Here is a 12,286-nt window from a genome sequence, read left to right as displayed (position 1 = left end):
TCGCAAGCAGCCGGCAGGCCACCATTCCCGATCAATACCGCCACGACGTGATCCCGCGTTCAACTCGGAAAACGGGTGGCGGCTCGCAGGTGCCTGATGTCTTGTTCGGCTACTTTTGACATCAGGAGAGTTTCGCGGTGGAACTGGCAAACAAAACGATCATCATAACCGGCGCCAGCAGCGGTATCGGTGCTGCCGCGGCGTCGCTGTTCGCGTCCGAAGGCGCCGATGTGGTGCTCGGGGCTCGTCGCGCCCCCGAGCTGCAGACCGTTGTTGCAAGCATCAAGAGCGCCGGAGGGCGCGCGACTTTTCTCCCGGGCGACGTTCGGGACACCGGCTATGCCGCCCGCCTTGTCGAGCACGCCGTCAAGACCTTCGGAAAACTTGACGGCGCTTTCGACAATGCCGGCATCGTCGGCGACATGACGCCGGTCCCCGAGATGAGCGTCGAAAACTGGACCGATGTGCTTGCGGTGAATCTCACCTCGGCATTCCTCGGCGCGAAGGCGCAGATCCCGGCGCTGCGCAAGCAGGGCGGCGGTTCGATCGTTTTCACCTCGTCCTTCGTTGGCTTCAGCAACGGGGGCATGCCGGGAATGGCGGCGTACGCAGCCTCAAAGGCAGGACTGATCGGCCTGGCTCAATCGCTGGGCGCCGAGCATGCGGCCGAAGGCATTCGCGTCAACGCGCTTCTGCCTGGAGGGACCATCACCCCGGCGGCAGGCGCAGGAAATCCCGACGCCCTGAATTTCATCGCCGGGCTTCATCCGATGAAGCGGATGGCCACTCCCAAGGAGATCGCGCAGGCAGCCGTTTTTCTCCTGAGCGACCGGGCATCGTTCATGACGGGCAGCCCCATGACGGTTGACGGCGGCATGTCGGTGCGCCTGACGTGACGACGAACCCGCTGGGGCTTGATAGACGGGGCTCTGCGCCGTCGATCAGACCAGTTCATGACGGGGTGCGGTGCGCGAGGGCCTGCCTCACCCGCGCGGCTCCTGCCAGTGCGGATAGGTGACATAGGCGGTGACGGCGCCTTGCTCATGCGAGCGGATGGTGACCTGCGCACCCTTGGGCATGTGGACGATCTCGCCCGGACCGGCGGTCACGGTGCCGGCGTTGCTTGACACCGAGAGCTTCCCTTCGAGCACGACCATGACGTCGTCGACAGCGATTTTCTCGTCGAGGATCTGGTTCGGCGCGTAGCGGCCGTAGCCGATGGTGATCGGCGCGTCGTGACGCTGGTCGATCACATTGCCGACGAATATGTCGCCGTCCTGTCCCGGCGAACGCTCAAGCGTTGCGTCCGAGATGGCAAACTTGCGAACTTGCATGAGATGTCTTCCATCTTTTCAAAGTTGGAGGGTTGAGGACGATAGAAGCACCAGGCAAGTGTTGTTCAACGCGCCTTGCGGGGCGGTTTGACGCAGATGGCGCGGACGATGGTGGAGCGCAGGAGACGGTTGGTGCCCAGCGCGCGGCGACGGTCACCTCGGCGTAAACACTGGATGTTCGCCACCGATCGCCATGATACGAGATCCCCGTCGTTCGCTTCCGGAGCCCAATATTCATGTCCGCCGCCACCGCCCCGAGTCAGCCGCCCGCAACCGCCGCCGAAACCGATCCGGAAACAGTCGGCTGGATGAAGGGCTTCCCGCCACCGGAAAACCGCACCATCAGCTTCCAGAACGGGTCGTTCCGTAGCTTCCCCGAGCTGCGCTGGGCCTGGAGCAACATCCGCCAGCTGGTGCCGACCGTGAACGTCTGGCGTGGGGCGGAGCCTGCATCGGTGCTGCCGCGCCAAGACCATGACATCGGCGCCTCCGCGTCGACCACGATGGACGGCCGGCCCATGACGTTCGCGAAGATGCTCGAGGAAACCTATGCCGACGGCATCGTCGTGCTGCATCGGGGCAGGCTGATCTATGAGCGCTATTTCGGCGCGTTGAAGCCACACAAGCCGCATATCGCGATGTCGGTGACGAAGTCGTTCACGGGCGTGCTCGCCGGCATTCTGGTCGCCGAAGGCAAGATCGATCCGCAGGCGCCTGTCACTGAGTATGTGCCGGAGCTGAAGGCCAGCGCGTTCGGCGATGCGCGCGTGCACGAGGCCATGGATATGACAACCGGGCTCGCCTACACCGAAGTCTACACCGACAGGAATTCCGCGGTGTGGGGATTGCGGCGGGCGAACGGCATGGCGCCGATCGAACCGGGCTATGACGGCGCGACCAACATTTTCGATTTCCTCGTCGGTCAGAAGAAGCAGGGTGAGCACGGCAAGGTCTTCGCCTACAAGACCGTTAATTCTGATGTGCTGGCCTGGATCATCCGGCGCGCCAGCGGCATGACGCTGTCCGATTTTCTCTCGGAACGGATCTGGACCCGTATCGGCGCGGAGGAGGACGCGCATTACCACGTCGATCGCATCGGCACCGAAAGCGGCGGCGGCGGCCTCTCCACCACCTTGCGCGATCTCGCCCGCTTCGGCGAGACCATGCGCAATCACGGCCGCTTCAACGGGAGGCAGATCGTGCCTTCATCTGTCGTCGAGGACATCGCGCGCGGCGGCGATCCCGAAAAATTTAAGCCGGCCGGCTACACTACGTTGCCCGGTGCGTCCTATCGCAATCAATGGTGGGTCACGCACAACGCCCACGGCGCCTACGTGGCGCGCGGCGTTCACGGCCAGGGCATCTACGTCGATCCCAGGGCCGAGATGGTGATCGCGCGCTACGCCTCGCACCCCGCAGCGGGCAACGCCGCCAACGACCCCGTGACGCTGCCGGCCTACATGGCGCTGGCGAAGGAGCTGATGGCGGGCGGGTGAGCGCGCCTACGGCAGCTCCCGCCAGCGCATCGGCAAAATGCCATCCTGCCTGAAACTGTCGAGGAAGCGGAAGCGGGCGGCTTGCGGATTGGGGCGGGCTTCGATCGGTGTGCCAAGGATCTGCACGACGTCGTTCTCGTCATAGGCGGGCCAGGGTGGCAGGCCCGATCCGTTCGGGTCTCGGCTACGACTCCGTCGCGGCTTTCATCACCATGTTCAAGAAGGCGCTCGGGAAACCGCCGGGGAAATATCTGAGCGGTATCTTCCCAAAATATAAGAGTTGATTTATATTAGCGTCGACCGATATTCATCCTGGCACGAAACGACAAGGAGGAGCGCCATGGAGATCGACGTCGTCAGGGTATTGGGGCTGGTTACGCGGTCGGTGAGGAATTTCGAGAAGGACGGGAAAGCGGCCAGTGCGGTGACACTGACGCGGCTTTACGAGACCAGCGTCGACGATCTCTGGGACGCAGTGACCAGCGAGCAACGCATTCCGCGCTGGTTTCTGCCGGTCGAGGGAGACCTCCGGCTCGGCGGAAAGTACCAGCTCAAGGGGAATGCAGCCGGGACCATCACGACGTGTACGCCGCCGACCCATTTTGCGGCGACGTGGGAATTCGGCGGTGCGATGAGCTGGATCGATGTCAAGCTGACGGCAGAACGAAACCAGGCGCGGTTGACGCTTGAGCACACCGCGATCATCGAGGATCATTGGGAGCAGTTCGGTCCAGGGGCGGTAGGCATCGGCTGGGATCTCGCAATTGCGGGGCTAGAGCGATATGTTGCGACCGGGACATCGGTCGACCATGAGACGGCCGAGGCATGGATGGGCTCTCCCGCGGGTAAGGAATTCATGACGAGCAGCGGCGAGTATTGGCGCGCGGCGCATGTCGCTAGCGGCGTGGATCCTGCCTCCGCGAAGCAGCGGTCCGACCGCACCATCGCTTTCTATCGCGGCGAGACGCTGCCCGACGTCGCGCATCCGGGCACAGGAAGCTGATGCAAATCTTCGAGGTCCTCGCTGACCCCGTCCGCCGTCGCATCCTCGAACTGCTTGCGCACTGCGAGATGGCGTCCGGTGAGGTCGTCGAGGCGATCGGGGCGGAGTTCGGGATCACGCAGGCCGCCGTGTCGCAGCACCTCAAGGTGCTGCGCGAGAGCGGCTTCGCGACCGTTCGGGCGGAGGCGCAACGACGGCTCTATTCGGTCGACGTCGCGGGGCTTCGCGCGGTCGACGCGTGGATCGGCCAGTTCAGGAACTTCTGGGAGCCGAAGCTGGACGCCTTGGCGACGGAGATCGCACGCGGCAAACGCGAGCGTCGTAACGCGCCAATGACCAAGCGGAGCGGCAAGCGGGCGTGAAGGCATCGCGGCAACGGCAAAGTCGCTATGGCGCCGCTTCAGTGAGGCACGAAAGCCGCGGCCAAAACTGCAAGCATGCCAAAGCTGGCGATATTCCAGAACAGCGAGCGGACGAGCGGTATGCCGGATAAGTAAAGCGCGGTGTAGGCGATGCGTCCGCCGAGATAGGCGATCGATCCCCAATAAGTCAGCTCATTGTGAACGCCTGCGGAATGAGAGATGAGGATCGCGGCGGCAAAGAACGGAAACGTCTCCATGTAGTTGCGGAAATTTCGGTTGAGCCGGCCGGGTATGGGCTTGAGCGGCGGCATCTCGGTGTCGCGCGGGCTCGCAGCCCATCTGAGGCCGTACTGCAGGTTTGCGGCTTGCGCGGCCGCGACAAGCTGTACGAAGCCCCAGACGATTGCGGCGGCCAGCATCGATAGCTCGAAGCTCATCGCCATTGGCTGTCCCCCAATCTGCAAGAAATCAGCGCGATCCCGAGTGCCATTCCGGGAGTTTGGAGATCTCGGGATCGAGGTGATCCCGGGCATATCCGCGCGAGCAGAACAGCACGACGGACGGTTTGAACGTGCTGGCATCGTCCAGCGTGCCGACATAGATGCCGATGAACTCCGGCTTCTCGTCCGGCTTGTTGTAGATCGGCGAGCCGCAGTTCGGACAGAACCCCTTGCGCTTGACTGCGCCGCGGTCGGCAATGCGCTCGATTTCGCGCACCTCGCCTGTCACCGAGACTGCGCTGCGCGCGAACACGAAGATGGAGCTGTGGCCGCTGCCGGTATCGCGCTGACAGTCGCAGCACTGACATTGGAAGCCGCGGATCGGCGCGGACGCAATGGTGTAATAAACCGCGCCGCAGGCGCAACGACCTGAATATGTCATTCGTCTCGCTCCCGACGGGGCCGACCGGTCTGATCATATCAGGCTGGTTTGATTTCTCCACATCGAACAGGCGGCGCGATTTCACACAAGTCCGATCTTCGCCGGCGCGCTCACCCGCGCGACATCTTCTCGAACTTCTTCACCAGCCGTTCGCGCTTGAGCCGCGACAGCCGCTGGATCCAGAACATGCCATCGAGCTGGTCGATCTCGTGCTGGTGGCAGACGGCCCGCAAGGCTTCCGACTCCTCGCTGTGCACGTTGCCGTCGACATCTTGATAGCTGATCCGCACGCGGGCGTGGCGCTGCACCTCGTCGTTGACGCCGGGCATCGAGACGCTGCCTTCGCGATGCAGGATCATCTCGGGTGAGGCCCATTCGATCTCCGGATTGACCAAGGTCAGCGCACCCTCCTTGGCGTCGAGCTCAAGCACGACGACGCGCAAGGGCACGCCGATATGCGGCGCCGTGATGCCGATGCCGGGCGCGGCGCGCATGGTCTCGAGCAGATCCGCTGCAAGCTCGCGCAGCGTTGCATCGAATGCGGTGACGGGGCGGGCCGGCATCGCGAGGCGGCGGTCGGGATAGCCGACGATCGGGCGGATGGTCATGCAGGCTCCTAGCACTCACGGATGGTTGAAGCATCCTGTTCTTGACGCCCTACCAACTGGAAGGTAGCTTAAGGTCATGACTAATGTTTCCTCGACTGCCGACGACATCCTGGCCTGCGCGCGCAGCTTGATCATCGCGGGCGGCTATAATGGTTTCAGCTACGCCGACGTGGCCGATGTGGTCGGCATCCGCAAGCCAAGCATCCACCACCATTTCGCCAGCAAGGTCGATCTGGTCCGCACCCTCGTGTCGCGCTACCGCGCCGAAGCCGAGGCCGGACTGTCCGCGCTCGAGCGCAATGTCCCTGATCCGCGCGACCAGCTCGAAAACTATGTCGCGTATTGGAAGGCGTGCATCAATGATGCGACGGCGCCGTTCTGCGTCTGCGCGCTGCTGGCGAGCGAGCTCCCGATCTTGCCGGAGGAGGTCGCGCTCGAAGTCCGTGCGCACTTCCGCTCACTGGCTTCCTGGCTGACGGCCGTCATGGAGCGTGGCAAGCGGAAGGGGCAACTCAAGCTCTCCGGCACAGCCCGGGTCGAGGCGGAAGGATTCATGGCGACCATTCACGGCGCGATGCTGTCGGCGCGTGCCTATGGCGATCCAAAAATGTTCGGTGTGATCACCACCCCGTTGCTGGACCGGCTGTCCAACAAGCACTGAGAGACATCAGCGAACGAACGCAGCTCGCAGGTGGGCTGGAGCGAAGTCGGCTTCGCTGCGTGCGAGACTACCAACTAGTAGGTATAGGAGAGACTGCAGTGGCGCAATATCAATTGGATCTGGTTCGTGCCGATCGTGCGCGATGGCTGAAGCAATACTACTTCGTGCGAGCGGCGTTCTCGGTCGCCTGGGTTGCTGCTGCGTTTGCCGCCGGGGCTTCTTCTCCAGTCATCGCCGGCGCCTTGCTGGTCCTCTATCCGGCATGGGACGCCGCGGCCAACTTCGCGGACGCCTTGCGCAGCGGCGGCTTCGATCAGAATCGCACCCAGGTTTTCAACGCTATGGCAAGCGTTGCGGCAACCATCGCGGTCGTCGTCGCCCTCCAGTCGAGCATGAACTGGGTGCTCGGAATCTTCGGGGCGTGGGCGATTGTGTCTGGACTGCTGCAGTTGGGGACGGCCATCCGCCGCTGGCGGAGTTTTGGCGCGCAATGGGCCATGGTGCTCAGCGGTGGCCAGTCGGCGCTTGCAGGCGGCTTCTTCATCGTTCAGGCGACGACGCCTGCGGTTCCCTCGATCGCGACTGTCGCGGGATATGCCGGCGTTGGTGCGCTCTACTTCCTGGTCTCGGCGATCTGGCTCACGGTCGGCGAGTGGCGGCGCAGCGAGGCTGTTTGAAGCCTTGCGCTTTGAAGCCTTGCTATAGGATTTGCGGGATGCTGCCATCATGCAGGTGTTTTGCCCGACGAGTCAAACGCCGGTTCCTCGCACCCCAAAGAGCTGCGCTGTAAGTCCTTGATCCCAAAGCGTCCGGCTACTGTGCATGGGGTTGTTTTCGCATTTTTTGTTTGGCAGGTCGCAAAAGCGTGCCGCAAAAACTTGCGCCGGGCTGCCGGTCCACCATGTTCCCATTCGTCTTCCACCCAGACAGACCTGACGGGAAACCAAAATGAACTCTTCCTCCTATCGCTGGGTGATCGTCGCCGCGGGCGGCTTGCTCGGCTGCGTCGCCATCGGCGGCATGTTTTCGCTGCCGGTGTTCCTGCAGCCGATCGCAAAGGATACCGGCTGGTCCGTGACCGGCATCTCGAGCGCGATGACGATCGGCTTTCTGGCGATGGCCTGCACCAGCATGGCCTGGGGCACGTTGACGGATCGGTTCGGGCCGCGGCCGGTGGTGCTGACGGGATCCACGGCGCTGACCGTGAGCCTGTTCGCGGCGAGCCATGCCACCTCGCTGTTGGCGTTTCAGTTCGTCTTTGGCCTTCTGGTCGGGGCGTCCTGTGCCGCGATCTTCGCGCCGATGATGGCGACCGTGACCGGCTGGTTCGACACCCATCGCAGCCTTGCGGTCTCGCTGGTTTCGGCCGGCATGGGCATGGCGCCGATGACGATGGCGCCGCTCGCGGCCTGGCTCGTCTCCGGCCACGACTGGCGCACCTCGATGCAGATCGTGGCGCTGGTGGTCGGCGCCATCATGATCCCGGTCTCGTTCCTGGTGCGCCGCCCGCCGGCGCTCGCGCACGCCGCCGTCGCGCCAGCGGGCGAGAGCGCCGTGCAAGGTGAGATGTCGATGGGAGAGGCGCTGCGCTCACCGCAATTCCTGATCCTGCTCGCGACCAACTTCTTCTGCTGCGCCACCCATTCCGGCCCGATCATCCACACCGTCTCCTATGCCGTGAGCTGCGGCATCCCGCTGGTCGCGGCGGTGACGATCTACAGCATCGAGGGCTTTGCCGGCCTCGGCGGACGCATCGCCTTCGGCCTGATGGGTGACCGCTTCGGCGCCAAGCGCGTGCTCGTCTCGGGCCTGCTGCTGCAGGCGTTTGGCGCACTCGCCTATGTCTTCGCGCACCAGCTCACGACATTTTATGCGGTCGGGGCCGTCTTCGGTTTCATCTATGCCGGCACCATGCCGCTCTACGCGGTGCTGATCCGCGAAAACTTTCCGCTCAAGATGATGGGGACGGTGATCGGCGGCACCGCGATGGCCGGCAGTCTCGGCATGGCCACGGGCCCGCTCGCCGGCGGCCTGATCTACGATGCGTTCTCGAGCTACGTCTGGCTCTATATCGCCTCCTGGGCGATGGGCCTCGGCGCCTTCCTGATGGCGATGAATTTCAAGCCGTTCCCGAAGCCGCGAGCGGAATTGGCGCCCGCGGCGGCCTAAGCAGGTTCATCGAGGCGCAGCGCTAGAGCTGCGCCTCGATCGCGGGCTTGTCGACGATGGACCACACCTGCCGTATTTTTCCGTCGCGAAATTGATAGAACACGTTTTCGCAGAAGGACACGCGCCTGCCGTTCACATCCAGCCCCAGAAACGTTCCAGCCGGCGTGCAATCGAACGTCAGCCGGGACGCGATGTGGGGCGGATCGCAGACCAGCAGCTCGACGTTGAAATGCAGATCCGGAATTTCGCGAAAATCCTGCTCCAGCATGGCTCGATAGCCGGACAGTCCGAACGGTCGCGCATTGTGGACGACGTCATCGTGGACGAACTGTCCGAGGGCGGGCCAATCCTGCCGGTTCAGGCAGGCGATGTAGTTGCGGAAGATGTCGGCGAGGTCTGACCTGGTCATGGCGTTGCTCCTGCGGCTCCGACCATAACGCGGCAACGCTGCGATCGGCGCCGGCGCTCACAGACGTTTTTCGAAGAACAGGTCCGGGTAGGGATCGTCATTGAAGCGGGCGATCTCGCTCCAGCCGCTTCGCCGGTAGAGCTGGCCGGCCTCCGCCAGCGCGCTGTTGGTGTCAAGCCGCAGCAGCTTGATGCCGAGCCCGCGCGCGGCATCCTCGGTCGCGTCCATCAGGCGCCGGCCGAGCCGCAATCCGCGCGCCGCCGGTGCGACCCACAGCCGCTTGATCTCGGCATAGCCGTGATCCGTGCCCTTCAGCCCGACGCAGCCGACCGGCAGCGTGTCCGACATCGCCACGATGAAGGTGCCGCGCGGGCGGCGCATGTCCTTGGCGTCAGGATCGCGCGACAGCGAGACGTCGAACCCCTGCTTGAAGCGGCGGCCGAGCTCGCCATAATATTCGCCGAGACAATAACGGGCCTGTTCGCTGCGCGGATCCATCTCCTCCAGCGCGACGCGCTCGCGCGTCAATGCGGAAGCAATCAAATCCATCGCCGCCAGCAGCGCCTCGCGTTGCGAATGTTGTGCGAGGAAGCCCTCGGCCTGCGTGTTCGACAGCGCCTCATAGGCCGCGAACTCGCGCCGGCCCGCACGCGTCAACGATACCACGCGGCGGCGGGCATCGTCGTCATGCGCGTTGGTCTCGACCAGCCCTTCATCCTCGAGGCTGCGGAGCAGACGGCTCATCAGGCCGGAATCGAGTGCCAGATAGTCGCGGATCTCGGCCACGTCCGAACGTCCATGCCCGATCGAGTTGAGCACGCGCGCCGCCCCCAATGGCCGTCCGCGTCCCAGGAACGACGTGTCGAGCGCGCCGACAGCGGACGTGACGGCGCGGTTGAAGCGGCGGACGCGGGAAACAGGGTCGAGCATGATGTCTGACTTTAGTCAGGCATATCATCGGAGTCAATCTGTGCAGGCTTTCGCTTCAGCTGCGGCTGCGCTTCAGTCGAGGCCCAGCGCCTTGCGGGACTTCCGCGTGAGTTTCGCCGCGATCAGCGCGTGCGCCTGCGCCAGATAGCCCGTGAGCTCGGCGTCCGGCAGTGCGTTGTTGCCGACGAGCTGCACCCATTTGGCGCGCGCTAGATACGGCGCCGGCCGCGCGAGGCCGTGCTCGATCAGCATGGCATAGGCCATGTTCGAGACCTTGAACATGTAGCCGCCGGAGCGCGCGGCAAAGCCGCCGCCGAGTGCGAACATCTTGCCGCCGACCTTGAACACGGAGGTGCCCTCCCACTGCACCACCTTGGTGACGGCGGGCAGGCGCAGGCAGCGGGTTTCGAAAGTTTTGGGAGTCATCGCCTGAGCGATAGCACAGCGCATGGGGCTTGCAAGGACACGAAGGGATGAGCTTGTCGCCACGGGGATGATGCAGCTGCGCGCCTCTTTGTGAGTTGTGCCCGCGCCGCGGACCGTTACCATGCACCGGCTGCCGTGGAACACGGGAGCCGACATTGTGACCGGGAGGCGACATGAGTGGGCAGGAACGCAAAGCAAAAGGATCCGACCTGTTTGTCGCCGCGTTGGAGAACGAAGGTGTCGACCGCATCTTCGGCGTGCCCGGCGAGGAGAATCTCGATCTGGTGGAATCGCTCCGCACCTCCAAAATCGAACTGATCCTGACCCGTCACGAGCAGGCCGCCGCCTTCATGGCCGCGACGCACGGACGGCTGACCGGCAAGCCCGGAGTATGTCTTTCGACGCTCGGCCCGGGCGCTCTCAATCTGTCGACGGGCGCGGCGTATGCGCATCTTGGCGCGATGCCGATGATTTTGATCACCGGCCAGAAGCCGATCATGAGCAGCCGGCAGGCGCGTTTCCAGATCGTCGATGTGGTCGCCACCATGAAGCCGCTGACGAAACTGTCACGGCAGATCATCAGCGCCTCCAGCATCCCGACCGTGGTCCGCGACGCGTTTCGCGTGGCGATGGAGGAGCGACCGGGGCCGGTGCATCTCGAACTGCCTGAGGACATCGCAGGCGATGAAGTGCCTGATGTCCCGATAATCCCGGTTCATCCGATCGAGATCCCGGTCGCCCATCGCGCCGCGCTCGACCGCGCCGCCGAGATGATTTTGGCCGCGAAGCACCCGCTGGTGATGATGGGCGCCGCGACCAGCCGGCCGCGCGCGACCCACGGCATCGCCAGCTTCGTGCGGCGGACCGGCATTCCCTTCTTCACCACGCAGATGGGGAAGGGCACGGTGCCCGGCGGCACCAATCTCTACATGGGCACCGCCGCGCTGTCCGAGCGCGACTACGTTCATGACGCGATCGACGCCGCCGATCTGATCGTCGCGATCGGCCACGACCCGATCGAGAAGCCGCCCTTCATCATGGGGCCGTCGGGCCCGAAGGTGATTCACGTTAGCTACACGCCGGCCAGCGTCGAGCTTGTCTACTTTCCCGATGCGGAAGTCGTCGGCGATGTCGGCCCGAGCCTGGAGCTGCTCGCCGACCGGCTCGAAGGCAAGCTGCCGCAAGCCGCCGCGCTACTGCCACTGCGCGAAAAGATTCTCTCGCAGATCGCCGACCGCGCCACCGAAGCGCGCTGGCCGCCGACGCCGCAACGCATCGTGCACGACATCCGGCAGGTCATTCCGGAGAACGGCATCGTCGCGCTCGACAACGGCATGTACAAGATCTGGTTCGCGCGCAACTATCGCACCCGCGTCGCCAACACGCTGCTACTCGACAATGCGCTGGCGACGATGGGCGCCGGCCTGCCGTCGGCGATGATGGCCGCGATGCTCTATCCGGAGCGCCGCGTGCTCGCGGTCGCCGGCGACGGCGGCTTCATGATGAACAGCCAGGAGATGGAGACCGCCGTCCGCCTCAAGCTCAATCTGGTCGTGCTGGTGCTCGAGGACAACGCCTACGGCATGATCCGCTGGAAACAGGCCGTCGATCACTTCGCCGATTTTGGCATGACCTTTGGCAATCCCGATTTCGTCCTGTACGCGAGGGCCTATGGAGCGAAGGGACATCGCATCGAGAGCATCGACACTTTTGGCCCGACGCTGGATGCCGCCTTCAAGGAGGGCGGCGTGCATCTGGTCGTGATCCCAATCGATTATTCGGAGAATGTGCGGGTGCTCGTCGACGAACTGCGGGCGCGGGAGAAGTCGAAGGCGTGAGTTTGTGCGATGCGGTTGCCTCCGTCGTCATTGCGAGCGAAGCGAAGCAATCCAGACTTTTTCCGCAGGGGCAGTCTGGATTGCTTCCTCGCTTCGCTCCTCGCAATGACGGAGTATGACGATCAACCAAAATGCGATAACAACTTGCATCAACCAATCTAATCAATC

At 63.9% G+C, this 12,286-nt stretch carries 15 protein-coding genes and 1 pseudogene; 9 read left to right on the top strand and 7 right to left on the bottom strand.

Translation table 11 applies throughout. The features are described 5' to 3' along the window. The first annotated feature begins 137 nt into the window (after positions 1–137). Positions 138–896, top strand: coding sequence for an SDR family oxidoreductase (locus GWG67_RS00815; RefSeq protein WP_275167275.1), 759 nt, complete (start codon positions 138–140; stop codon positions 894–896). An 87-nt stretch (positions 897–983) separates the two neighbouring features. Here the strand turns inward: GWG67_RS00815 and GWG67_RS00810 are convergent, their stop codons facing one another. Next, positions 984–1,334: an ethanolamine utilization protein gene (locus tag GWG67_RS00810; protein WP_275167274.1), complete on the bottom strand. Its 351-nt coding sequence runs from the start codon at positions 1,332–1,334 to the stop codon at positions 984–986. 236 nt (positions 1,335–1,570) lie between these two features. Between GWG67_RS00810 and GWG67_RS00805 the strand changes: the two genes are divergently transcribed. From GWG67_RS00805 to GWG67_RS00790, 4 genes and pseudogenes are all read left to right on the top strand, one after another. Continuing rightward, entirely contained in the window at positions 1,571–2,830 is a 1,260-nt protein-coding gene (locus GWG67_RS00805) for a serine hydrolase (protein ID WP_275167273.1), read from the top strand. Between the two features lie 179 nt (positions 2,831–3,009). Then, positions 3,010–3,114: pseudogene (locus tag GWG67_RS00800) on the top strand (AraC family transcriptional regulator); the annotation flags it as partial. A gap of 56 nt (positions 3,115–3,170) precedes the next feature. Further along, on the top strand, positions 3,171–3,833 hold the full coding sequence (locus GWG67_RS00795) for an SRPBCC family protein (RefSeq protein WP_275167272.1): 663 nt from the start codon (positions 3,171–3,173) through the stop codon (positions 3,831–3,833). Beyond that, positions 3,833–4,195, top strand: coding sequence for a helix-turn-helix transcriptional regulator (locus GWG67_RS00790; RefSeq protein WP_275167271.1), 363 nt, complete (start codon positions 3,833–3,835; stop codon positions 4,193–4,195). Before GWG67_RS00795 ends, GWG67_RS00790 begins: the two co-directional genes overlap by 1 nt. 38 nt (positions 4,196–4,233) lie before the next feature. On the opposite strand, the gene GWG67_RS00785 is transcribed toward GWG67_RS00790, so the two are convergent. The 3 genes from GWG67_RS00785 to GWG67_RS00775 form a co-directional block, all read right to left on the bottom strand. Continuing rightward, complete coding sequence (locus GWG67_RS00785; RefSeq protein ID WP_275167270.1) at positions 4,234–4,638, bottom strand: MAPEG family protein; 405 nt, start codon at positions 4,636–4,638, stop codon at positions 4,234–4,236. Between the two features lie 25 nt (positions 4,639–4,663). Then, entirely contained in the window at positions 4,664–5,077 is a 414-nt protein-coding gene (locus GWG67_RS00780) for a GFA family protein (RefSeq protein ID WP_275167269.1), read from the bottom strand. A gap of 110 nt (positions 5,078–5,187) precedes the next feature. Further along, positions 5,188–5,685: a peptide deformylase gene (locus GWG67_RS00775; RefSeq protein WP_275167268.1), complete on the bottom strand. Its 498-nt coding sequence runs from the start codon at positions 5,683–5,685 to the stop codon at positions 5,188–5,190. Between the two features lie 76 nt (positions 5,686–5,761). Between GWG67_RS00775 and GWG67_RS00770 the strand changes: the two genes are divergently transcribed. The 3 genes from GWG67_RS00770 (at position 5,762) to GWG67_RS00760 (ending at position 8,515) form a co-directional block, all read left to right on the top strand. After that, entirely contained in the window at positions 5,762–6,346 is a 585-nt protein-coding gene (locus GWG67_RS00770; protein WP_275167267.1) for a TetR/AcrR family transcriptional regulator, read from the top strand. Between the two features lie 98 nt (positions 6,347–6,444). Next, entirely contained in the window at positions 6,445–7,023 is a 579-nt protein-coding gene (locus GWG67_RS00765; protein WP_275167266.1) for a DUF308 domain-containing protein, read from the top strand. 271 nt (positions 7,024–7,294) lie between these two features. Beyond that, entirely contained in the window at positions 7,295–8,515 is a 1,221-nt protein-coding gene (locus tag GWG67_RS00760; protein ID WP_275167265.1) for an MFS transporter, read from the top strand. A 22-nt stretch (positions 8,516–8,537) separates the two neighbouring features. On the opposite strand, the gene GWG67_RS00755 is transcribed toward GWG67_RS00760, so the two are convergent. The 3 genes from GWG67_RS00755 to GWG67_RS00745 form a co-directional block, all read right to left on the bottom strand. Then, a complete protein-coding gene (locus GWG67_RS00755) occupies positions 8,538–8,924 on the bottom strand; it encodes an ester cyclase (RefSeq protein ID WP_275167264.1) in 387 nt (128 codons plus the stop codon). Positions 8,925–8,981: 57 nt separating this feature from the next. Continuing rightward, positions 8,982–9,854 (bottom strand): bifunctional helix-turn-helix transcriptional regulator/GNAT family N-acetyltransferase, encoded by an 873-nt coding sequence (locus tag GWG67_RS00750; RefSeq protein ID WP_275167263.1) that lies wholly within the window; start codon positions 9,852–9,854, stop codon positions 8,982–8,984. 72 nt (positions 9,855–9,926) lie between these two features. Beyond that, positions 9,927–10,280: an MmcQ/YjbR family DNA-binding protein gene (locus tag GWG67_RS00745; RefSeq protein WP_275167262.1), complete on the bottom strand. Its 354-nt coding sequence runs from the start codon at positions 10,278–10,280 to the stop codon at positions 9,927–9,929. Between the two features lie 173 nt (positions 10,281–10,453). Between GWG67_RS00745 and GWG67_RS00740 the strand changes: the two genes are divergently transcribed. Next, the gene (locus tag GWG67_RS00740; protein WP_275167261.1) at positions 10,454–12,118 is read left to right on the top strand and encodes an acetolactate synthase large subunit; all 1,665 of its coding nucleotides are present in this window, start codon (positions 10,454–10,456) and stop codon (positions 12,116–12,118) included. Positions 12,119–12,286 lie beyond the last annotated feature (168 nt).

The sequence above is a fragment of the Bradyrhizobium sp. CSS354 genome, from assembly GCF_029051725.1.
Classification (GTDB): domain Bacteria; phylum Pseudomonadota; class Alphaproteobacteria; order Rhizobiales; family Xanthobacteraceae; genus Bradyrhizobium.
Note: the sequence above shows the minus strand (reverse complement) of the source record. Positions and strands in the feature narration are given on the sequence as shown.